Below are 20,900 nucleotides of genomic sequence, written 5' to 3' on the forward strand. Positions count from 1 at the left end.
AGCGCTTAGTCGAGCTATAAATATGATAAAACTACCGCTTAGCAAAACGCTTAAGAATATGTTTCGGCAACAAAAGCCAATAACGCCCCCTATTCTTCATATGCTCACCCAAAAATGCAGCCATTTTTCCGGAGCCCCAATAAATATCACCTCGCATAAAGCCACGGATTGCCCCACCCGTATCTTGAGCGATCATAAGGCGTTGTAAACGCTTGTCCTCATCCTGATCCTTTTTAGGACGTGTTGTACTTAGCCAAAGTGGCGCACCTAACGGAATCCATTTTTTATCGACAGCTAAAGAATAACCCGGTGTAAGGGCCATTCCTTGAGCCCCTAGAGCCATCGGCTTCTTTAATGATTCAAAAAAAACAAAAGACTTATTTTGATGCATAATCTCTTTTGCTTTTTGAGGGTGTGCCTCTAAATAACGAATAATCGCTTCTTTGGAAGCATTATCACGAGTCATAATTCCTTTATTTATGAGAATTTTGGCAACTGAGGTATAAGGCGCCCCATTTTCTCCAGCATAACCAAGATAAATGCTCTTACCATTAGGCAATATAATAACCCCAGAACCTTCAATTTCTAAAAATAATCGTTCAATAGGACTGTGGATCCAAGCAATAACTGGAGCTTTTTTCTTAAGTGCACCATTATCAATTTGCGCACGCGTCTTATTACGCCCTCCGGACTTGGGTAAACCATAAATCGGCGTACTGTATTTAGATGTTTTTGTTAACCCACCTTTGATTTGGGGCATGTAATATCCCGTAAATAAACCATTAACCGGCTTTTTTTGTTCAAACTTAATCGGATGAAACCACTTTTCAAAAAATGTTCGGGCAGTATCTTCCGAAATAGTTTTAATGCCAACAGCGGCTTTACATGCAGGATGCCAATCCCCCGCTTTTAGCTTAATATGCTGAGAACCAATCGGATGAGACGGTTGTTGTTTCAAAAATGTTTCACAGGACAACTGAAATGCCAATAAAGACTTTTTAACATCCGCCGTATCCCAACCGGGTAATTCTTCAAAAGATACCGATGATAAAGCTAGATTACCGCTAATCTTACGCTTTACTTTGATCGGTTTTTCATGAGGCTTTGATGGCTCACTTTTTTTAACTATTTTTTCAGCTTTAGCTAATTGAGTGGTTACCTGCTTTGAAACCATCTCACGCGCAGCATCAGCAATTAGCTTTACTGTTTTCGTAGACGGCGTCGGTGTCTTCTTTATTATCTTTGACGACTTACTAACACAGCTAACATTTGAAATAGATTCTTGTTTAATAGGCTTCTGAGGTTTTGGGTAATTTAACAATCCCCAAGCGCAAGAAACAAGGCCAATAGTAATGGTTGTACAAAGTAATTTCTTATTCATAGCGGAATCAATTTTACACAGTATGAAATTAAAATCAACATTGGCGTAGATTGGACTGAAAAAAAGAGCCTATTGTCCAATGTATTATTTATCTCGCTTGCCATTCTTTAAACTTATTGGCCTCTTGTGATGGCTGATTACAAATCAGTTTGTTCTTCCTAAATAAGCTCTTAATCCTAACCCAAGGGCAAATGAATAAAATTTGTACTATATTCTTAAAGTGTGATCATTAAAGAATTACACTCATGGAGGAAAATAATGAAAAAATTAATCATTACATCATCAGCTTTACTTGCGGTTTTGAGTTTATCCGGTTGTAATACAATGAATACTGCCGGTGAAACTGTGGGAAATGGCGTACGATACACAACCAATACTGTAGGTAATGGCATAAAGTACGGCGTTAATACTGTAGGTAATGGCGTGAGATATGGTGCTCAAACTGTGGGCCAAGGCGTGGGATTTGTAGGTCATGTAGTTGGTTCAGGAGTTGGAGTTGTAACAGGAAGACCCGCTACATATCAGAACAAAGTTGTTTACCATAATGGTCATCAATATGTGGTACGAAATGGCAGATATGTTCTTGTCAGATAATTCTTACCTTAATAGCCCTTCCTTAGTTTTATTGAAGAAGGGCTAAGTATTTCTGCAGCTCTTACATAAGCCTTTAATTTCAATAGTTATATTGCTAATAGAAAAGTCTATTTGATTCGCCGCGCTATATGTGGAATTAATATCAGTGGCGCAATCAAGTTCTTGAACAAAATCACAATGGTTACAAATAAGAAATTGCGTCTGGCCTACATGATGCTCATGCAAACAAATCACATAAGATTTAAGACTATCAATACAATGAATAAATCCCTCTTCATGCCAAAATTGAATAGCCCTATAAACCGTTTGCGGTTTGGGGTTTTTTACTTCTTGAGAAAGCTTTTCTAGAATTTCATAGGCGCCTAAGGGCTTATTTTCATTCACTAATATTTTAAGCACCCTCTCCCGCGGCTCTGTGTATCGATAACCGTTATGAACACAATGCTTATAAGCTTTATCAAGCAAACTATATTTCATCAATTTGTCTCAGTCATTATCCTAAATTAATCATACCATGCTCATTTTTAATAAAAAATTCCTATGTATTAAGCATGAGGTCGAGCTAGATTATTACATATTTGACAAAATAATAAACAAAAATTTTTGTTTTTAAACTTATTTCTACAAATCAGAGTAAACTCAAGAAGATCAATTATTGAACAAAAATCTTGCTACTCCACTATAATAGGTTAAGGAAGCACAAAGAACTCGCAAAGTTTAGAACTTAACATCTTAGTAGGAAGGTTTTTTCATGTTTATTGATGACTTAGCCAGTATGTACATCGCTCTTGAACAGATTAAGCCCTTGCTTAATAAGGTGTCGCAGAAACAAAAGAGTGCATTGGAACAATTGAATCAAAATGTTGCGATTACTGATTTAATCGTAAGATCGCCTTTTGCCCCCTATGGTGAAGCCGTTTCCTCCCCCCCTACCTCAGTCCCCCCCCCTATAGCTCGGCTTCAGGCATATATTTCAACCCTCCTTGCATTTGCGAATGAATATCACGGTATGATCAATTGTGATCTTGGATCAACTAGTTATCAGTTAAAAAAAGATAAAAGAAATAACATTACTCGTATCTCTACTCACGAATTCTCTTTTTACACTAAACAACCATTAACCCTCGCTGAATTTCAATCAATCTTAAGTAAGATAGAAACGATGGCAGGAAAACTAACGCCTAATGTCCATGCGTTATTAAGCTCATTTGCAGTGAAAAACCAAGATGGCACGCTATTAAACATGTCCGTATTTATTGAGAGCGGCAGTCCACCTGCAATCCATGTGTTTTCTAAAAATACCGCCTCTAAAAATGATATTAATTATGATGGAGGCGACTCATTATTTTCACAACAAAAAGATGAGCAAGTGACCTTTCATGCAGATAATATCAGTGGAGAACGTGACATCATCATTTCAACCGGAAGCGTTTTCGAGGTAAAAACTCAAGGAGGAGCCTGTTATACACAAGCCATTGATATCTGCTTAGACCATGCATTGCAGCACAGTAAAGAACTGATCATTCGCCGTATACTTGAAAATGGTGATGAAATTTTACCCAACCAAATCGAGCATTGCATCTCTTCAAATAGCATTGAATTATATAATGAGAGCATTATTTCAGATTATTGTGTGCATATTGATCCGTCAACATCAATGCAAGTCTACGGTGCACAATTAGACTTAAAAACACTTACTGACGAGGCTAAGACACGCATCACACCTAATGAATATCCACAAACGAAGATTGTTGAAAAAAAATGGGGGTATGAATTGGTCAATCCTCCTTTTGGTTCAGATTGTTATATTGAGGTATTTAATGAACGCCCAGCAGCTAAGTATATTCCCGAAATACAGTCAGCAGTTGAACAACATAACCAAGAAGTTCAATCCAAACAATTGACTGCTTTAAAACAGGAATATTTAGGAAAAAAAGGAAAAATAATTCAGCACATTGAGCAAGGTAATCAGCTAATAAACCGAATGAACGAATTAGAAAAAGGAATGCTAAAACGCTGCAAGCCCAACGTATTACAAGAGTTATTAAAAACAGATGAATACAAACATAAGTTGGAAGCAAAAGGTGTGGTTTCTAGCTGTATAAAGTTTATGAAGGATGCAATCAATGACAAAGGGAATGCGAGTTTGCTCTTAATACGGGCATGGAAAAAAGATTTTAATAGGCAAATAGATGCGATTACACCTTTTGGAGTTCAATCATCATTTAAAAAAGCATTAAAAAAAGAGCTCAATGAAGCAATTGATAACAAACTATCAAAAGACCTTGGTTGTGATTTTGAACCACCTCGCCCCTAAGATGTGATATCATCTTGCTTTTCATCCATTTATATCAATAATGAATCTTAAAGCCTTCTTTTTGGGAATGCTCATTTGTAGCACAAGCTTTGCCGCAGCAAAATTTATTCCCACCCAACCACTCCCAGCCCCAAGCTATACACTAAATGGCGCAGCCTTGTGCGCAACTGCGAAAGAAACTCTAGCTTATTTAAACAAAGGGCAACACTATGATTCTCAAGTAATTCATGAGGGTAAAGTCTTTAAAATACCTCTTATCCGAGTGAAACGAACATTAAACTTTATTTGCCAAAACCAAAATAAATTAAATGACCCAGTGTTTGTGAAACAACATTTTGACTTTGTGCGTTGGTACCCTGATCAAGCGCAAGCAAAACCACTTAAAGCTCAAAAAGCCCTTCTTGCACACCTGCCTCAAGATAAAATTTTGATGACTAAATATTACGTGCATCGAGCAAAAGGGGTGTCTAAGCCTAGTCCATCCTATCCTGTTGCCTTATACGCTCTTCCTCAAGATGAAGCAGCCTTATCGCTTGAAGAAGCCAATTCCAAGCCAGGATTAACGCGTTTTCATTATGGTAAACAAGCCATTATAAAAGGAGCTTTAGTAAATAAAAATGTTCCTGTCTTAGCTTATTTAAAACGTGCTGATTTCGAAGCCGCTTTGCTACAAGGCACTGTCGTGGTCGAATTTATCGATCAAGGCCATAAAACTCAAGTGTTTAATGTACATCGTTGTAATAACATTGCCTATGATAAAGCAAAAGCACCTTACCAGCAGGAACGTTATTGGTACTTTAAACAGGTTAATGGCATTAAAGGCTATGGTAAAGACGCAGACCACAAAATTACGGTAAATAGTGAGGTGACCTTTGCAGCAGATCTTGAGCAATTTGGTCTAGGTAAATTACTAATGGTTCAATATCCCGATCCTTCAGGAAAACTAATCACGCGAGCAGGTATTTTTGCAGATACGGGCGGTGCTTTTACACATAATCAATATCAAGTCGACTTTTTGACAGGGACATACGCAGGTAATGAAGCATTTTACAAAGCTAATCGCCATTTACCGGACTATGTAAACGCTTATTTTATGGTATTAAAAAACTAATATGAAAAACTCTCTACTTTTTTTATGTTTTATCAGTTCATTTGCACATGCTTTTTCTTGTGAAAAACCTCAAGTGATTCATCAGGCTCCAATTCAATTCGGTAAAGAGCGTATTGCCTTAACTCAGCAATATCAAAAGGATCATTACGGAATAGACTCTAAATCCATCGAGATTGAGCCCAAAATGATTGTGCTACATTGGACCTGTATCTCAAGCTTAAAAGTAACCTTTCGTGTATTTGACTCACCTGCGTTTCCCCAAAACTCCCCACGCACTAAAGATTTGCCAGGAGCATTAAATGTATCTAGCCATTTTGTAGTCGATCGCGATGGCAGCATTTATCAACTCATGCCCGATAATTGGATGGCACGCCATGTAATTGGCCTTAATCACTATGCCATTGGTATTGAAAATATCGGTGGGATAGATGGTAAAGATGACCTAACAGATGCCCAAGTAAAAGCAAATGCCTTTTTAGTCTGCCATTTAAAGAAAAAATACCCACAAATAGAATATGTGATTGGGCATAATGATTATTTAGGTTTTAAAAACACCCCTCTTTGGCAAGAGTTAGATCCGAATTATCAAACAGATAAAGAAGATCCTGGCCCTACTTTTCTAGATAAGGTTAGAACCTCAGTTAGAACATTTAAGACACCGACATATTGGCGTACTTACATGAACAAAGAAAACAGAGCCTGAATATAATTGAGGGGGTTCCTCAAATACAGTAGAATTGCATGCAGCCAAGGAAAAATAGACCGCATACAACTCATTATGCCTATTAAATATTCTATAATTATCTCAGTCTAGACTTTTACGAGCAGCCGGATTAATTAATGGATATTAAACATGGGGTTTTATTGAGGGGATATGAAACTGTTCAACCCTTTGAGGAACAACCAAACTCCACCTACCGAGCGACACGGCGCGTATAATTCGTTGATGGTCCAACTCTATTTACTAAAAAATGATTTACCAAATGCCATAGAATATTTTGAGCAAAGATCCAATGTTGAACCCGATACAGCAGCAAGACTGATGCTTGTTCTCTTTGAAGACGCCTTGAAAAAAACAAATGAGGAACGCATAGCAAAGAGCTGACTGCTGAAGTGACAGCCTACACTTAACATGAAGAACAGGAGCTAAACAATATCCTAAAAATACTCGTTGATCTCATGGACACGAAACAAACTACGCCAAATAATGTATCCGCCCTTGCTGCACAGGAACTATTTACACAAGAAACTCAATTAGATGCCGCCACCTCATCCCATGAAACTCAACCTGAAGGCCTTTCTAGGGGATAACTACAGAGAACGCTTAAACAAATGGAACTCTATCAGATAACGCGGAGGAAATTACTCCCTCCGAGACCTTATGCTGGACATTTGTAATGAGGCTTAAACTTAATATGGTTCTCCCCTAACAGCAGCCATTCCCTCCCCACCAGGTATCCCCATAGTGAGTAAATTACCATTTGTTGAATCAAAAACGGGGGCTGCTGCCGCACCGATTCCCCAGGAGGTTCCCGAAACAACTTGAGTTGATGCAGGAATCCCTGTTCCTGTAATCAATAAAGCTAAATTAGTTACAGGAACCGTAGGAGCTAGATAATGCACTGGAGCTGTTGCGTCGGTTGCAGGTACTGGCGTACTTGTAGTTGAATCATAAATAATGGTGCTCGTTGAGCCGATAATTGTTCGCAAAGTGGTTACTGAAACCGAAGTAACTCCGGTGCATTGAGTGGCAGAATGGCCTTTTTTGGCATCCCATTTTACAACAAGTGAGCCATTAAAATTTAACATCTGCTTCAAAGAGCATGCGCCGATATGATCGGAAACCTGAACCAGGATACTTGTAGCTGTAGAACCAACATTTATCCCATTAGCCAAACTATTAATAATCGTAATTTTCCCTGAGGTAACAGCACTAAATGCCGTGCCAGAAATTAATACAAAAAAAGCCATAGCTAACCTAATACATTGACATTCTCTTTTATTCATAACAACCCCTCTTCCTTTTTTATTCAGACATATACGGTAAAACCCCATAAAGCTTTGCGGTTTGCTCCGCTTGAACTCCGGCCATACCCATTCCACCAGGCACCCCAACAGTAGTTAATTCTCCATTTTTTATATCAAAAACAGGAGTCGATGCAGCATTAATTCCCCATGCAGTTCCTGAAACGACCTGGCTAGAGCTTGGATTACCAGAGCCTGTAATCAGAAGAACTAAATTAGACATCCGATTAGTTGGAGCCATATAGGTGGTTGCACCACTTGCTGTAGGTGCAGGTACAGTTGTAGACGTTGTTGTATCGTAGACAATAGTGTTTACACTACCTATACGGCTTTTCAACGGCGTAATCTTAACCGAGACAATTCCTGTGCACTGAGTTGTCGAATGTGCTTTTGTAGAATCCCATTTAACTACTGTTGAGCCATTATAATTCACTGTTCGTGTAGTGGCACAAAATCCCGTAGCATCTACAACCTGAACATTAATACTTGATGCTGTAGCTCCTGTTCCTGAGCCAGTTTCATTAGCTAGGCCATTAATAATAATAATTTGCCCTGAGGTGATGGCACTAAACACAGATTCTGAGGCCAAGAATGTCAATGCGATAGCAAATCTTTTTGTTCTTATATCCATAATAAAATTGTCCTTAAAGTTCTCGCATTAATAAGCCGTAAATTAAAGTCTAGCATCGGAATTTAAATTAATGAATGGAGCTTAACTCTATTGATTTAATTGAAAGATATGTAGTGAAGAAGCCCCCAGGAGTTTAAAGCACAGCCCCTACACTGTTTCACATTATTCGCAATGACGGCCATAAAATATCGCTCCTTGAAAAAACTATTCATCTCATAGAAAATGCCTCTCAGTCCCCACTGACTCATTACTATGCAAGGAAGAAAATGATGAATATTAGAAAACCCTTATTTTTAATGATCTGCTCTTTATCTATAACCGCTACAGCATCAACAAGCAGCCTTAGTTTATATGAAAAATTATATAAGCTTTCTGAGAAAGCTTATTATATTGACTACTTATTAAGCACTGAGCAGCGACAGATTGCGGACGAATTGGCAAGTCAACTTGATGCAGTGATTAGTCTACCTAATGACATTACCTGCGGAACTAAAATTGAGACATTTCAAGCGGCCTATAAGTGGGCTTATGGTTCCGATGGTTTAAACTCAACCTCATCAGAAGCAGAAAAATTTGCCAACCTGGTTACTGCAAAATTATGCCGGGCAGGATATCTTGATGTGTTTAAATTATCCTATAAGTTCGCTTATACAAGTAGCGGTATGAATAAGACACGTTCGGAAGCAAAGAATTTTGCCACTGGATTGAGCGATTATGAAGCTTCTAAGTTTTATGCTACAAAGTCATTACAATGTTATATCGATAGTTATAATTTTGCTTATTCCAGCGGCGGTATGAATAAGACGCGTTCTGAAGCCGAGCGTTTTGCTAATGAGCAGTGTTTGGGTTGACTCCCCGCTTCTTGCCTGTAGGTTGAGGCCATGGGCCCAACCTACTTATACAGTTAACCAGATATCAAAAATTAGCGATCTTACTCTCTTGATAAACCTCAGAAATACGATTCCCATCCCACATGTAACGAAGATGACAACCTTGCTTAGGTAAGGTTAACGCAGGAGGTCTAAAAATCGCCATGCATAACCCCTCTGCATTTCTAATGCTTGGATAAAGCAAACCCCAATGCTTTTCATCATAAACTTTTTTCCCAAATTCCTGGCTTTTATCGTAAAACATAGGATCTGGGTTTAATAACTCATTATACTCACTACCTCTCAGATCAATTAATGGCTTTTTGAGTTTGGCAATGTATTCACGCATGGTAATCGCGCAAGGCTTTTCTTGTGATGCATGATAAAAGCGTTCACGGTGAAAAACCGTCTCTTTTATGGCAGTTTCTAATGAGCAAGCAGCATAATAAACACCATAACTCCCATCAGTAAACCGCGAGGGCTGGCCAATATGAGTAAATGCCGCCATAAGTGGTGTTGATCCAGGCCCCCCTATCCAATCTTCTTTTGTGATTAAATTTATTCGGCCAAGTTCAGCCTGTATACGCTCATTTGTTAATCCTTCAAGTAAAGCGATTTGCTCAAGCTCTTCCTCTGAGTCAGCCCAATCAAACAAGGATATGGGAGGAAATTTTGAAGGAACAAGTCGATGCACATTTTTTTCATAATTGATTGATGAGTGCACTTAATATCCTCGCCAAAAGTCCAAAAATTTTCGCACATCCGCAAGACGAACTATTCCCCCTTCTAACATGTATTCTTTGGGGGTTAAGCCATTAAATGGCGGTAAAGTATTTTTACGATTAATCCACGTTCTTGCCTGTTCCGCATCATCAAATAAAATGCGCAAATCCTTATAAATACCTAAAAGATAAGAAACACGTTCCTTCTGATCTCGGCTGAGCTTTGACCGATGAGAAGTATAGGTTGAACGCGGCATATCCCCCATGAGAATACGTGCCTCAGACTCTTTAAGGTCAAAACGCTCAACAAGATTAAACAACGACTTCCATACAACTTCATCAGGGATTGTATTGATGGGGCTTGTACTAGCATGCATATCAATCACCTTTTCTCTTCCTCTATCATATGGATATCTTAGACCATGTGGAGACAAATGTCCATACAAATACTTTTTTGCGGAATTAATGTTCAAAATGATAAAGTATCCATAACAGCAAATTAATTTCAGGAAGCGATAAATAGTCACTTGATGTATTTAAACCTTTCTATTCGAAAAGCTCATATCCATATACCCCACTTACCACCTCAACCATTTGAAACAAAAGTTGAGTTTAATTATTATACTTACGCAGCATTATTTGATCAAATCCGGAATAAAACTAATATTCGGTGAAAAAAGAGGTTATTGAGAGTCCGTCAAGTATTGACTATTATTTAGACATACCTTGCAAAAAATTGCATGTGAGATTAATCCAATGAGAAATACAGTGTCCCAAGATCCTACTGTAAAAAAACTACTCCAACGAGTTAAAGAGTTGGAACTCACCATCAAGGTGCAACAAAATAAAATCAGCCAACTTGAATCAGAAAGTTTTCAGTTAAAAAACCTCATCGATAATCTTCCTGGTGAGATTTATTGGAAAGATAAAAATGGTATTTGGTCTGGTGTTAACAAACAAGGTGCGCAAAGCTTAAATCAAATGAGCTTTATTACTGACCGCTCCGATGTAATCGGTAAATCAGACTATCAGTTATTCAGTAAAGAAACCGCTGATGAATATCGAAAGAATGATCTTGAAGTCATGGCGAACAAAGTCGAAATTACCCGCGAAGAAATCAACAAGCTACCCAATGGTGAAACATTGGTTCATCTTTCTGCAAAAAGACCGTTATGGGATAAAGATGGCAATGTCGTCGGTATTGTTGGAAATACTGTTGATATTTCCTATTTAAAAAAAATTGAAGCTGAATTAAAAACGGCTATGGAAAAATCAGAAATAGCTAATAAAGCCAAAACCGAATTTCTAGAAAACATGCGTCATGATATACGCACGCCATTAACCGGCATTGTAGGTTTTTCGGAGATACTGAAGCTGAAGTCCGATAATGCTCAAATTAAAGAATATGTCGAAAACTTAGTGGCTTCAAGCCATGCATTGCTGGCTCTATTAGATGAAGTATTAGAAGCAATCATTGTAAGCTCAGGAGAAATCCCCAAACTTAAGAAAAAATTTGATTTGAAAAAATCCTTACAACAAATTATCGATCTCAATAAAGCCAAAGCGGCTCAAAAAAAACTGGAACTTACTCTGAATTTTGATTCATCAATTCCTGAACATTTAATTGGTGATAAAACTCGAGTCCATCGAATTGTTCTTGAACTTATAGCCAACGCCTTAAACTTTACAAATAATGGTTTTGTTCGACTCAGTGCAGAGCTTGCCAAACGAAACAACAGAGAACTTGTTATCAAACTTATTGTTGAAGATTCTGGGATAGGAGTACCCCTAGAACGACAGCAAGAAATTTATGTTCAATTTACTCGCCTTACACCGTCATACCAGGGAATTTATAAAGGTGTGGGACTTGGACTTTCAGTGGTAAAACAGTTTATTGATGAACTTGGTGGAGAAATTTATCTGGAAAGTGCCCCCAGAAAAGGCTCAAAATTTATTTGTATCATTCCATTACAAGAACCATTGCTGGATGATAACTTAGGGCTTTACGAGGAGTTTGAGGCTTCGAAAATACCCAACTATACCGAGGAACATAAAGCATCTTATTGCGATTTAAGTACCCATGAGTTTCGTGTTCTGGTTGTAGAAGATAACCCCATTGCACAAACCGTAGCTAAATCTATTCTCAGCAAGCTAAATTGTAATACCGACATCGCAGAATCAGGAAGACGAGCCGTAGCCCTGTGTAAAAGCAGCTCCTATGATTTAATATTTATGGACATCGGCCTCCCTGATCTAGACGGTTATGAAGTAACACATCAAATTCGAATGCAAGAATTGCCAAGAAAAACGCACACACCAATCATTGCCCTGACTGCCCATATTGGTGATGAAAACAAAAAGCTCTGTATTGAAGCCGGAATGAATGCCGTACTGACAAAACCTCTCTCCCTAAAAAACTGCTCAGATATTCTTGATGCGTTCATCCCAGAGCACCAAAAGAAAGAGGACGAATCCCCAACTGCACACTATTTGGCTGATTTGCCGGATACAATAGAGCATTTATTTAATCTAACTGACTTTCCCCTACTAGATATTGACGAAGGAATTAAAACTACGGGCAATCCAGCCATATTGGCCGAAATGCTCAGCTTTTTGATTCAGGATTCATTACCTAAAGATTTACAGCTCATGGAGGAAGCCCATCAAGCTCTTGACTGGGATAAAACTCAGCAGCTAGCCCATAAGATTAAAGGGGGCGCAATTTATGTTGGCACCGTAAAAATGAAAATAGCCTGCCAGTACCTTGAGCGCTACTGGAAAACAGGCCACTCTGAGTTGCTGGAAAAGTTATATCAACAGGCGATTGCAGTGATTCATGAAAGCATGCAAGAAGTTAGCCGTTGGTTGAGTGCTCATTAAGTAGAGTTTAATAAGTTAATTATTTTTGCTCAATCACAATATTTACTTCAAGGCTGCTATTGCGGCAAACGCTTCCATTAGCCCTAAGCACTACATAATAATAAAAGAGACCGAATTACCGCGGCTTGATCGTGGTATTTGGGAGTATTATTGATGGGCTCAAATGATTCGCTCTTTTGCACTTGCAGATGCGGCTACAGCTCATCAAACTCCTCACTGGAAGCAAAAGGATCGGCTGGCTCACCAGGAATTTTTCGCGACTCATTAGCCCATTCTCCAAGATCAATTAATTTGCACCGATCAGAGCAAAATGGCCTGAATTTATTTTCTGGTTTCCAGGTATCGGGGTTATCGCAAGTAGGACACTTTATTTTCTGTGGATTCTTCATGACTACATTTATTTGTTTATTTTAGAACATATAGTATATATCAAGCCTGGTAGATGAATAAATCTCAAATATTAATTTATATTTTCCTCTTTGATATGTAACAATTAGAAAAAAACCGACATGTGAAGTATTCACATGATTTATTACATGTAATTAGGATATGTACCCCCAATGGACGTTACCAAGCTTTTTATTAATTTTGGATTTTCAATCAGCTTAATTGCAAATGCCCTTTTATTTATCCCCCAAATTATCTCCATTTTAAGGCATCAATCAGTACAAGGCGTTTCCTTACTAACCTTCGCAGGATTTAATGTTATCCAGTTTTTTACTGTATGCCACGGATTAATCGAAGCGGATCATTTACTCGTCGCAGGTTACATTTTAAGCTTAATTACTTGTGGCACAGTTACATTCCTGATCATTTATTTTAGATACATCAAAAAAATTAACGAGCATAAACACGTATGAATTCTCTCACAGAGCAGAACGTTACCATATTAGCCCTGCTTCCCTACTCGACAGAAGAGGCCGAGCTTTTACATAAAAAACAGAAGCTTGATAATTTATATTTTTTAAACGTCATTGTAACACTTGCAATTACAGCACTTGAATCATTCTTAAGCGGACAGCTCACTGCATTTGACGCACAGGTAGGCGAAAACTTGTGTCAAATCAGAGCCTATAAGATTCTACACCTTTGTTATAAGTGGCTACATTCTGAAAGTGCTTTAAATCAATTCAAAGATGAATTAGAGAAAATAAAAGCTTATAAAGCACATCTAAGCGAACACATTTCTCACTGGGAAGATGCCGTAAAACATTCCGTTAGTTATAACAAACATTTAGATGCACCCGAAAAAATTGAGTCCTTTTTAAATCGCCATCAATTATTAATTTCACTCCATAGTGAAATCGTCTTTATCATTCTTTCTTGGTTTTTGACCCATTTTAATGTCCGCGACGATCATATTCCTATTGCCATCAACATAGAGTATATTGCTCGAGAACTTAAAATATCTAAATACAGAGCAAAACGTCTTACACACAAGTACCAACAATTAATTTGCAAATTAGGATGCGACTTTATTATCACGATTAGCCAAGCACTTCCAGACACCTGGCGTCTGGGAGAACTGTTACCGCAAGTATGTAAGATTGCGGATGAAAACCGCACGGTACTCCCCTGCTATATAAGCAGTGAGGTTATTTTTCATCATAATATTTTACAAAAAATCCCTATGATTTTAATTACTAAGCGATACGATAACCAACAAAATTTAGTAGATATTATTTACTTTTTAATTGAAGGTAATGAACTAAAACAACACAACTTAGCCCAGCCAATCGACATAGAAATGCCCTATTGTCTTGTTGTTAGAGGATTAGTGCTTAATGCAACAGAAACCATTAACTCCTACATTCAACGCATTATGCAAATAAGCCCTTTAAAAATAATCTTGGCAAATACAGCAAGCCACCCTCAATACTCTGGTAAACGGTTGCAAAATTTACGTGAAGACCCTTATCGTGAGTTAGAGACTAATGAACTGACCACAATGCATCAAGCCCGTTTTAATGAGATGAAAAAGATGGCATTGGCTGAGGGCTGCTCTAAAGAAAATCAAACTACCTTTTTTCTAAAACATATTTATGCAAGCCAATTAAAGTTAGAAATAGAATATCTCGAATCTCAATACGTCAATTTGGCCTTTAATGCCTATGATGTTCAACAACTTAGTGATAATCATGTTAATTAAAAAACAAAGGATAATGAAAAAACGATTTGATTTGTACAGTCAAGTCATAGAACGGATGCCAGCACATATTTATTGGAAAGATAAGAGTTTTAATTACATTGATTGCAATAAAGGCTTTGCAAAATACTTAGGTCTAGCCTTACCTAAAGAAATTATTGGCCGCTCGGATTATGATTTTCTTTGCATTGATGAAGCTAATATAATACGTGAAAACGATAAGCAAGTATTAACCTTAGGTAATATATGTGTTTTTGAAGAAGAAATTTCTGATAACTTTGGAAAAAAAACAGCTTATCTTACGCAAAAAATCCCCCTGTTTAACGCCTCAGGCGAAATTATTGGTTTGGCGGGAATTTCCATAAATATTACTATGCGTAAAGCACTGGAAGAAAAAGCACATGCCGATAAAGAAGCAACGGAACACCGACTGTTTAATATACTGAACAATTTACCTGGACACGTCTATTGGAAAAACAAGGATTCTATTTATCAGGGCTGCAATCTTGCTCAAGCACAGTCTGCCGGATTTTCAAATCCGGAACATATGGTTGGAAAATCTGATTTTGACATGCCCTGGAGCCATGAAGCAGAATCTTTACGTGAAATGGACCTCTGTGTAATGCAGCGAAAAGATGTGATTACCCGTGAAGAAGCCTCGAAACTCGCTAACTCAGATAAAGTATCCATATTCTTATCGAAAAAGGCGCCCCTACTCAATATTAATGGAGAAGTCGATGGGGTTCTTGGAATTTCATTTGATATTAGTGATCGGAAGAAAATGGAAGAGGAACTCGCCAAATCCCAAATTGCAGCCGAAGCAGCAAACCTGGCAAAAACAGAGTTCTTACGCAATATGGAGCATCAATTAAGAACTCCTTTTAGCGGAATTTATAGCTTGATTGAGTTTTTGGCATCCAATGAAGTCGATCCTGAAAAGAAAATGTATTTGGAAACGGTTCATGAATCAGCAAAGGAATTTGTGGATTTATTGAATGATATTCTTGAGTTTACCCGCAATGAGGCAGGAAACTCTCCCATTTTAGAAATGAAATTTAATCTCCATGAAACCATCTCGCAAGTAGTCAAGTTAGAACAAGCAACCGCACTGGCAAAAAAAATTGATTTAACTTTAGATTACCCCAAATCCCTCCCCGATGTATTTCTTGGTGATCCGTATCGTATTAAACGCTTAATTATGAACTTGATCAGTAATGCAATTAAATTTACAGAACAAGGTCATGTCTCTTGTCAGGTTCGCTTAGGTGAACGGATAGATGCACGCCATTGGATTCTGCAATTGATTGTTTCTGATACGGGTATAGGCATTTCCGAAGAAAAGCAATTGCTGATTTATGAAAAATTCTTTCGCTTATTTCCAGCCAATCAGAATAAATACAAAGGAGCAGGATTAGGATTATATGTAGTAAAACAAATAATTCATGAGCTTGATGGTGAAATTGAAGTCCAAAGTGAACTTAATAAAGGCACTACGTTTATCTGTACATTACCTTTTAAAAGCCCTTTACTTTTAAATAATAACCATTGAAGTCTTTTCTTGAAAATTAGAGTATTCTCAGTAAAAATTAAAAATAAATGGTAAGCGTTTGCGATGGTGCTATTTTTGAATTAAATACAAAACTCCATCGTAATGGCGGAAATTTGCATACACAGAGAACCCTTACCTAAAACGTAAAGTATGGGGCATGACCGCCCCTACATTAAATAGAACTTAGACTTATTGGATTTATTACAAGGCAAATAATGCTCAACTCTATTCGAATACTAATCGTCGAAGATACGCGAATTGCCCAACTTGTTGTAAAAGCATATATGACGCATTTGGGATGCATAGTTGATATCGCAGAGGACGGGAAGTCAGCCATTCAAAGCACGACTCAAACTCAGTATGACCTTATTTTAATGGATATTGGCCTAGGAGATGGTCTCAATGGTTTTGAGACCACTCAACACATTAAATCACACAGTCCTTTAAATAAGGACACTCCGGTTATTGCTCTAACCTCCCATGGTGACTCCGATATCAGACAAAAAGCCGCAGATGTTGGTATGATTTTATTTTTACGTAAACCATTTACTACAGCCTATGCACAACAAGTCATGGATTATTTAAAGAATCATTCCGTAGGAAAATAAAGATATTGCTTTTGCATTGGATTGCTATTTCCATAAACGCAAAAAGCTCAAGCAGCCAACTACCTTTCTCTAAAGAAAATTTAACGATTACTCTGGTTTCTAAAAGCAAAAATGTGGTACTTTTGCTTTTAGAATTAAAAAGATGATAATTGTCTAAATCCACCTACGTAGAAAAGGCAACATATCTGCAGATTATAAAATTAATATGGACGATTTGGTATGAAGAAAAATAGACTTGTTTTAGCATTATCAACGAGCTTTTTAATTGGTAATGCCTTTGCAGGCACCATGGGGCCAGTAAAACCAAGTTGGAGATGGCTTGGAGAGTTTAGTGTTGGCCCAGCTTGGCAAAGTGGGGGTAGCACACAATCGTTCTATCTTGATTCAGATATCGAAAAAACTTACGCTGCAAATAAATCAACTCATGCAATGGCTGATTTCGGAGTTCTTTTAGGCGCACAATACAGCCTAAATCCAACGTTGATTACTCAATTTGGGCTTGCTGTCGGGGCAACCACAGACACAAGCTTATCAGGAGAAATCTGGGATGATGCTGATCCACAATTTAATAACTTCATTTACAGCTACAAACTTCAGCACACTCATCTCGCAGTGAAAGGTAAATTGCTTGCAGATATGGGCTATATGGTAATGCCTTGGATTAGCGCTAGTGTGGGTGTAGGATTTAATCACGCATACGCATTCAATAATGTTCCAATTATTGAAGAAGCAATTAAAAATCCTAACTTTTCTGCTCATACTCAAACAAGTTTTACCTATACACTAGGTGCAGGCATTCAGCGATCATTAACCGAACATATCCAAGTAGGTATTGGTTATGAATTTGCTGATTGGGGCAAAAGTTCGTTAGGAAAAGCCTCAGGCCAAACAATGAACACCGGAATTTCATTAAACCACCTCTACACTAATGGATTCTTAGTAAATCTTACCTATGTAGGCTAGACCACTCGAGCCTGAATGAATCGCTTTACTTAGGCTATGAGAGAATCATCACCGCCAATGCCCATCGCTTATCCGTGAGGCATTGGTAAAAAGGCAAATTTAACCACTTTTAGGGAATAGCTATGTTAGGGAAAATTTTGTGTGGTAGCGTTGTTTCTTTACTTCTAAGTAGTCCATCTATTGCGGGATTCTACATCGGTGCCGGTATCGGGCCTGAATATGCTCAATTTACCCAAAAAACTCATGTTTTGGACAATTACGGTAGTTTTAACGTTATCGATGAACAAAATTTTTCCGGTGCAGGTATTTTTGGCACTTTTTTTGGCGGATATTCTTGGACCCACAATTGGTTTTATTTAGCGGGCGAAGCTAATTTTAATCCCAGCTCCCTCCAATACAGATTAGTCAATAAAGAATACATTCACAAAAATTTCGAGAAATCGTCATTTACTATTCACTATAGTGAAGGTGTAAGTGCTCTTCCCGGAGTTTTATTAACCAAGGATGCGATCGTTTATGGGCGAATTGGTTATGCAAATGGCCATGTGGAACTTCACAACTCAGACCCAACCATACGCAGTTCAAAGGCGAATCGTAGTGGTATTCGTTATGGTGTGGGAATGCGCTATAACCTATCAAATCAATGGGCCTTAATGGCCGATTATAGCCAAACCAATTATGAGAAATTCCATAGCCGTGTTTATGAACCTAATGGTGGAGTCTACAAAAGCTCACGTACTTATCCAGTCTCAGCACAATTTGCCTTTGGAATTATTTATAACTTTGAAAAACCAGTAGTTTTTGTTAAATAACGATAGAGCATTTATTCATCCAGGCTAAATCGAATGTAACCTGGATGAACCAAGTGTAGTCTGGGGAAAATTTTTAGTGATAATTATGGGAGATCTAAACCTCGGAATTTTTTAACAATTTTATAAAAAAAACATTTTATTTCTCTTAATTCTCCTGATTCTCTTTTCACAGCACAATGTTGTTCTAAAATTTAATTAAGGAAGCAAAAAACAGAAGCATCGCTAATTTTAAAAGGAGTATTAACATGCTCAACTTAGATACAGACATGATTTGCAATATTCTGGATAAAATGCGCCAATTTCAAGCCAAGGAAGAAGTTTCTTTTCCGGAAGTAACAGATGATATGGATGCATATTATGTTCTAGCTGATTATAAAAACGATGCTGTTTATGACGAAGCAGTTAACATTATTAATAATTTACGTCCAGACCAGCAAGTAACCCTAGTCGCCTTAATGTATCTGGGGCGAGAAGATTTTGATGTGAGTGAATGGGATAACGCCATTGAATTCGCAAGCCAAGAATTAACGAACCATACTGGGCAGTATCTCTTATCTAGGCCTTTAGTCGCTGATTATATTGAAAATGCATTAAATTTATTAGGTCTTTCCTGTTCTGAATAAAGAGTACCCTATCACAGGATTATTATCCAGATAACATGCTATAGTGTTAAAATCTAAATACACTATAAAAACAACATGCATGTACTTACTATTTACCACAATCCTAGATGCTCTAAATCTAGAGAAAGCTTAGCCTTACTGCAAGAAAAAGGTATTGAGTTCGCTATTGTCGAATACCTGAAAATGCCGCTTAATAGAGAACAGCTCAATGATTTAAGGACACATTTTGCCCTCAAAGACTTCGTTCGTACCAATGAGCCTATTTTTAAAGAGCTCGGGTTATCCCTGGAAAATGAAGAGCAGGTCTTGGAAGCCATGGTAAAAGAGCCTGTGCTAATGCAACGGCCAATTATAACCTATAAGGGAAAGGCAATTATTGGACGCCCTCCTGAAAACGTATTAGCACTACTTGTCTGATGACAGGCTTCGAATCTCGTATACTACGCGAATAAAGGCTACAAGTGATCCATCAGCCGAATCCCCGCTACTTGCCCCTAGGCTCATAAGTTGCGAGATAAAATAGGGTACCGCGGTCATTCGGATCTGCTGACCCCATAATATTTATCTTAGCCAAGTATTCTTAAATAATTGCATTAGTTATTGAAACCAGTTTTCATTTAAAAACTGGTCTCATTTCCTCATCCATGGGTGGCGCTGAAGGTGCCACAATTACCTGACTGGTATTTTTTAATTCATCAAGCGCAAAAGTAAGTGACGCGTGGATAGTTTCCAATTTACTAACCAACCGTTCCAAAATAGATACGGAAGCAGTGATTGACATATTAAAGCCCAATTGAGTCAGGCCATACTCCAACGCAACGCCCCCTAACAAAGGCACACTCGCAAATAAAAAAGAACCCGTAACAAAACCTAGAAAAGCCGAGCCAGCTAAACTTGCCTCCGTACTGTTTTTAGACAAAGTATGGGTTAACGTGGGTCGTGGCTGATTCAAAACCAGCCTATGTTTTTCCAAACAACTAGAAATAGCATTTTGTAATAATTTGATTAATATAAGAATATTATTAAGCTCTATGATACGTTCGGGTGAGGCAGGAAGGCAATCAAACTGTAGGATAATCTCATCCAATTGCTCACAAAGATTAGTAATGATAATGCTTTTTTTATAGCTCTGATTCCCTGCATTATTATCCACTAACTCCTTTAATTCTTTATTCTTATTCCGTAATTCATTCAATAAAGGGTATAAATCACGTAACTCTTTGATACGTTTAAAATGACTGTGTCTTTTAGAAAACATTCTTCTTCCTTGAGTTAAAACAAATCTCTCTACTCACTTTGAATAAAACCAAATCATTAGTCAAGCCCACAAATACTTGACGATCCCAGGGTTATGTGTGAGTCTTTAAATATAAATCCCATGGAGTAAACTAAATGCTTACACAAGTTTTAATAAATATCTGTTGGGCTCTATCATTCACCTTTTTTGGAGCAATACTCGGTAGCGGGTTAATGCTCATGGCATCAACCATTGTCCCTCAAATTCTCAGTAAAAACACTCCTCACATAGATGAAGCAAAAGAAATGCTGCGCGGCAATACCGCAGTTGCAGAATACTATGGGCGTGTGGTTTCTTCCGTTATTATTGGCATCAGCATCATCATTGCCGCTTCTGTTCTTGGGGGACTAATTGCTGGACTACATGGTTGAG

Annotated in this window: 25 protein-coding genes; 17 read left to right on the top strand and 8 right to left on the bottom strand. The window is 37.9% G+C overall.

What is annotated here, in order from left to right:
- Positions 1–31 precede the first annotated feature (31 nt).
- Positions 32–1,381: a murein transglycosylase A gene (gene mltA / locus E1P08_RS01530; RefSeq protein ID WP_133135257.1), complete on the bottom strand. Its 1,350-nt coding sequence runs from the start codon at positions 1,379–1,381 to the stop codon at positions 32–34.
- Between the two features lie 258 nt (positions 1,382–1,639).
- Between mltA and E1P08_RS01535 the strand changes: the two genes are divergently transcribed.
- A complete protein-coding gene (locus E1P08_RS01535; RefSeq protein WP_133135258.1) occupies positions 1,640–1,975 on the top strand; it encodes a hypothetical protein in 336 nt (111 codons plus the stop codon).
- A 42-nt stretch (positions 1,976–2,017) separates the two neighbouring features.
- On the opposite strand, the gene E1P08_RS01540 is transcribed toward E1P08_RS01535, so the two are convergent.
- A complete protein-coding gene (locus E1P08_RS01540) occupies positions 2,018–2,452 on the bottom strand; it encodes a Fur family transcriptional regulator (protein WP_133135259.1) in 435 nt (144 codons plus the stop codon).
- Between the two features lie 274 nt (positions 2,453–2,726).
- Here E1P08_RS01540 and E1P08_RS01545 point away from each other — a divergent pair, with 274 nt between their 5' ends.
- The 5 genes from E1P08_RS01545 to E1P08_RS17605 all read left to right on the top strand — a co-directional run bounded on the left by E1P08_RS01545 (position 2,727) and on the right by E1P08_RS17605 (position 6,714).
- The gene (locus E1P08_RS01545) at positions 2,727–4,292 is read left to right on the top strand and encodes a hypothetical protein (protein ID WP_133135260.1); all 1,566 of its coding nucleotides are present in this window, start codon (positions 2,727–2,729) and stop codon (positions 4,290–4,292) included.
- A 40-nt stretch (positions 4,293–4,332) separates the two neighbouring features.
- Entirely contained in the window at positions 4,333–5,403 is a 1,071-nt protein-coding gene (locus E1P08_RS01550) for a hypothetical protein (protein WP_133135261.1), read from the top strand.
- 1 nt (position 5,404) lies between these two features.
- Positions 5,405–6,106, top strand: a complete 702-nt coding sequence (locus E1P08_RS01555) for an N-acetylmuramoyl-L-alanine amidase (RefSeq protein ID WP_133135262.1) — start codon at positions 5,405–5,407, stop codon at positions 6,104–6,106.
- Between the two features lie 171 nt (positions 6,107–6,277).
- A complete protein-coding gene (locus E1P08_RS01560) occupies positions 6,278–6,508 on the top strand; it encodes a hypothetical protein (protein WP_133135263.1) in 231 nt (76 codons plus the stop codon).
- Positions 6,509–6,582: 74 nt separating this feature from the next.
- Positions 6,583–6,714, top strand: a complete 132-nt coding sequence (locus E1P08_RS17605) for a hypothetical protein (protein ID WP_278041910.1) — start codon at positions 6,583–6,585, stop codon at positions 6,712–6,714.
- A 99-nt stretch (positions 6,715–6,813) separates the two neighbouring features.
- Here E1P08_RS17605 and E1P08_RS01565 read toward each other — a convergent pair whose 3' ends face one another.
- Together E1P08_RS01565 and E1P08_RS01570 are read right to left on the bottom strand one after the other, a co-directional pair.
- Complete coding sequence (locus tag E1P08_RS01565) at positions 6,814–7,410, bottom strand: hypothetical protein (RefSeq protein WP_133135264.1); 597 nt, start codon at positions 7,408–7,410, stop codon at positions 6,814–6,816.
- Between the two features lie 19 nt (positions 7,411–7,429).
- Positions 7,430–8,059, bottom strand: coding sequence for a hypothetical protein (locus E1P08_RS01570; protein ID WP_133135265.1), 630 nt, complete (start codon positions 8,057–8,059; stop codon positions 7,430–7,432).
- 266 nt (positions 8,060–8,325) lie between these two features.
- Here E1P08_RS01570 and E1P08_RS01575 point away from each other — a divergent pair, with 266 nt between their 5' ends.
- Positions 8,326–8,910 carry a hypothetical protein gene (locus E1P08_RS01575; protein ID WP_133135266.1) on the top strand — a complete coding sequence of 195 codons (585 nt, stop codon included), beginning with the start codon at positions 8,326–8,328 and terminating at the stop codon, positions 8,908–8,910.
- Between the two features lie 64 nt (positions 8,911–8,974).
- On the opposite strand, the gene E1P08_RS01580 is transcribed toward E1P08_RS01575, so the two are convergent.
- Both E1P08_RS01580 and E1P08_RS01585 read right to left on the bottom strand, forming a co-directional pair.
- A complete protein-coding gene (locus tag E1P08_RS01580; RefSeq protein ID WP_133135267.1) occupies positions 8,975–9,652 on the bottom strand; it encodes an RES family NAD+ phosphorylase in 678 nt (225 codons plus the stop codon).
- Positions 9,653–10,027 (bottom strand): MbcA/ParS/Xre antitoxin family protein, encoded by a 375-nt coding sequence (locus E1P08_RS01585; RefSeq protein WP_133135268.1) that lies wholly within the window; start codon positions 10,025–10,027, stop codon positions 9,653–9,655.
- A 379-nt stretch (positions 10,028–10,406) separates the two neighbouring features.
- Here E1P08_RS01585 and E1P08_RS01590 point away from each other — a divergent pair, with 379 nt between their 5' ends.
- Positions 10,407–12,530, top strand: a complete 2,124-nt coding sequence (locus E1P08_RS01590) for a response regulator (RefSeq protein ID WP_133135269.1) — start codon at positions 10,407–10,409, stop codon at positions 12,528–12,530.
- A 194-nt stretch (positions 12,531–12,724) separates the two neighbouring features.
- Here the strand turns inward: E1P08_RS01590 and yacG are convergent, their stop codons facing one another.
- Complete coding sequence (gene yacG / locus E1P08_RS01595) at positions 12,725–12,919, bottom strand: DNA gyrase inhibitor YacG (RefSeq protein WP_133135270.1); 195 nt, start codon at positions 12,917–12,919, stop codon at positions 12,725–12,727.
- Positions 12,920–13,090: 171 nt separating this feature from the next.
- On the opposite strand from yacG, the gene E1P08_RS01600 reads away from it, so the two are divergent.
- The 8 genes from E1P08_RS01600 (at position 13,091) to arsC (ending at position 19,648) form a co-directional block, all read left to right on the top strand.
- A complete protein-coding gene (locus E1P08_RS01600; protein WP_133135271.1) occupies positions 13,091–13,390 on the top strand; it encodes a PQ-loop domain-containing transporter in 300 nt (99 codons plus the stop codon).
- Positions 13,387–14,679, top strand: coding sequence for a hypothetical protein (locus E1P08_RS01605; protein ID WP_133135272.1), 1,293 nt, complete (start codon positions 13,387–13,389; stop codon positions 14,677–14,679). The genes E1P08_RS01600 and E1P08_RS01605 overlap by 4 nt, the downstream gene beginning before the upstream one ends.
- Before the next feature lie 13 nt (positions 14,680–14,692).
- Positions 14,693–16,225 (top strand): PAS domain-containing sensor histidine kinase, encoded by a 1,533-nt coding sequence (locus tag E1P08_RS01610; RefSeq protein WP_165485055.1) that lies wholly within the window; start codon positions 14,693–14,695, stop codon positions 16,223–16,225.
- Positions 16,226–16,440: 215 nt separating this feature from the next.
- On the top strand, positions 16,441–16,833 hold the full coding sequence (locus tag E1P08_RS01615) for a response regulator (RefSeq protein WP_133135274.1): 393 nt from the start codon (positions 16,441–16,443) through the stop codon (positions 16,831–16,833).
- A gap of 219 nt (positions 16,834–17,052) precedes the next feature.
- A complete protein-coding gene (locus tag E1P08_RS01620; RefSeq protein ID WP_133135275.1) occupies positions 17,053–17,796 on the top strand; it encodes an outer membrane protein in 744 nt (247 codons plus the stop codon).
- 122 nt (positions 17,797–17,918) lie between these two features.
- Positions 17,919–18,608 carry an outer membrane protein gene (locus E1P08_RS01625; RefSeq protein WP_133135276.1) on the top strand — a complete coding sequence of 230 codons (690 nt, stop codon included), beginning with the start codon at positions 17,919–17,921 and terminating at the stop codon, positions 18,606–18,608.
- 245 nt (positions 18,609–18,853) lie between these two features.
- Positions 18,854–19,231, top strand: coding sequence for a DUF3775 domain-containing protein (locus tag E1P08_RS01630; RefSeq protein ID WP_133135277.1), 378 nt, complete (start codon positions 18,854–18,856; stop codon positions 19,229–19,231).
- A 75-nt stretch (positions 19,232–19,306) separates the two neighbouring features.
- Complete coding sequence (arsC, locus tag E1P08_RS01635) at positions 19,307–19,648, top strand: arsenate reductase (glutaredoxin) (protein WP_133135278.1); 342 nt, start codon at positions 19,307–19,309, stop codon at positions 19,646–19,648.
- Positions 19,649–19,844: 196 nt separating this feature from the next.
- On the opposite strand, the gene E1P08_RS01640 is transcribed toward arsC, so the two are convergent.
- Positions 19,845–20,489 carry a F0F1 ATP synthase subunit delta gene (locus E1P08_RS01640; protein WP_133135279.1) on the bottom strand — a complete coding sequence of 215 codons (645 nt, stop codon included), beginning with the start codon at positions 20,487–20,489 and terminating at the stop codon, positions 19,845–19,847.
- A gap of 134 nt (positions 20,490–20,623) precedes the next feature.
- Here E1P08_RS01640 and E1P08_RS01645 point away from each other — a divergent pair, with 134 nt between their 5' ends.
- Positions 20,624–20,899, top strand: a complete 276-nt coding sequence (locus E1P08_RS01645; RefSeq protein ID WP_133135280.1) for a hypothetical protein — start codon at positions 20,624–20,626, stop codon at positions 20,897–20,899.
- Position 20,900 lies beyond the last annotated feature (1 nt).

The organism is Legionella rowbothamii (genome assembly GCF_900639985.1).
GTDB lineage: Bacteria > Pseudomonadota > Gammaproteobacteria > Legionellales > Legionellaceae > Legionella > Legionella rowbothamii.

Excerpts from the sequence above, each read along its gene's own strand:
- E1P08_RS01590 (WP_133135269.1), top strand. The coding sequence starts at position 10,407 with ATGAGAAATACAGTGTCCCAAGATCCTACTGTAAAAAAACTACTCCAA.
- E1P08_RS01540 (WP_133135259.1), bottom strand. The coding sequence starts at position 2,452 with ATGAAATATAGTTTGCTTGATAAAGCTTATAAGCATTGTGTTCATAAC.
- E1P08_RS01570 (WP_133135265.1), bottom strand. The coding sequence starts at position 8,059 with ATGGATATAAGAACAAAAAGATTTGCTATCGCATTGACATTCTTGGCC.
- E1P08_RS01550 (WP_133135261.1), top strand. The coding sequence starts at position 4,333 with ATGAATCTTAAAGCCTTCTTTTTGGGAATGCTCATTTGTAGCACAAGC.
- E1P08_RS01545 (WP_133135260.1), top strand. The coding sequence starts at position 2,727 with ATGTTTATTGATGACTTAGCCAGTATGTACATCGCTCTTGAACAGATT.
- E1P08_RS01535 (WP_133135258.1), top strand. The coding sequence starts at position 1,640 with ATGAAAAAATTAATCATTACATCATCAGCTTTACTTGCGGTTTTGAGT.
- E1P08_RS01615 (WP_133135274.1), top strand. The coding sequence starts at position 16,441 with ATGCTCAACTCTATTCGAATACTAATCGTCGAAGATACGCGAATTGCC.
- E1P08_RS01585 (WP_133135268.1), bottom strand. The coding sequence starts at position 10,027 with ATGCATGCTAGTACAAGCCCCATCAATACAATCCCTGATGAAGTTGTA.
- E1P08_RS01630 (WP_133135277.1), top strand. The coding sequence starts at position 18,854 with ATGCTCAACTTAGATACAGACATGATTTGCAATATTCTGGATAAAATG.
- mltA (WP_133135257.1), bottom strand. The coding sequence starts at position 1,381 with ATGAATAAGAAATTACTTTGTACAACCATTACTATTGGCCTTGTTTCT.
- E1P08_RS01560 (WP_133135263.1), top strand. The coding sequence starts at position 6,278 with ATGAAACTGTTCAACCCTTTGAGGAACAACCAAACTCCACCTACCGAG.
- E1P08_RS01555 (WP_133135262.1), top strand. The coding sequence starts at position 5,405 with ATGAAAAACTCTCTACTTTTTTTATGTTTTATCAGTTCATTTGCACAT.
- E1P08_RS01640 (WP_133135279.1), bottom strand. The coding sequence starts at position 20,489 with ATGTTTTCTAAAAGACACAGTCATTTTAAACGTATCAAAGAGTTACGT.
- E1P08_RS01565 (WP_133135264.1), bottom strand. The coding sequence starts at position 7,410 with ATGAATAAAAGAGAATGTCAATGTATTAGGTTAGCTATGGCTTTTTTT.
- E1P08_RS01605 (WP_133135272.1), top strand. The coding sequence starts at position 13,387 with ATGAATTCTCTCACAGAGCAGAACGTTACCATATTAGCCCTGCTTCCC.
- E1P08_RS01610 (WP_165485055.1), top strand. The coding sequence starts at position 14,693 with ATGAAAAAACGATTTGATTTGTACAGTCAAGTCATAGAACGGATGCCA.
- E1P08_RS01645 (WP_133135280.1), top strand. The coding sequence starts at position 20,624 with ATGCTTACACAAGTTTTAATAAATATCTGTTGGGCTCTATCATTCACC.
- E1P08_RS01625 (WP_133135276.1), top strand. The coding sequence starts at position 17,919 with ATGTTAGGGAAAATTTTGTGTGGTAGCGTTGTTTCTTTACTTCTAAGT.
- E1P08_RS01620 (WP_133135275.1), top strand. The coding sequence starts at position 17,053 with ATGAAGAAAAATAGACTTGTTTTAGCATTATCAACGAGCTTTTTAATT.
- E1P08_RS01575 (WP_133135266.1), top strand. The coding sequence starts at position 8,326 with ATGATGAATATTAGAAAACCCTTATTTTTAATGATCTGCTCTTTATCT.
- arsC (WP_133135278.1), top strand. The coding sequence starts at position 19,307 with ATGCATGTACTTACTATTTACCACAATCCTAGATGCTCTAAATCTAGA.
- yacG (WP_133135270.1), bottom strand. The coding sequence starts at position 12,919 with ATGAAGAATCCACAGAAAATAAAGTGTCCTACTTGCGATAACCCCGAT.
- E1P08_RS01600 (WP_133135271.1), top strand. The coding sequence starts at position 13,091 with ATGGACGTTACCAAGCTTTTTATTAATTTTGGATTTTCAATCAGCTTA.
- E1P08_RS17605 (WP_278041910.1), top strand. The coding sequence starts at position 6,583 with ATGGACACGAAACAAACTACGCCAAATAATGTATCCGCCCTTGCTGCA.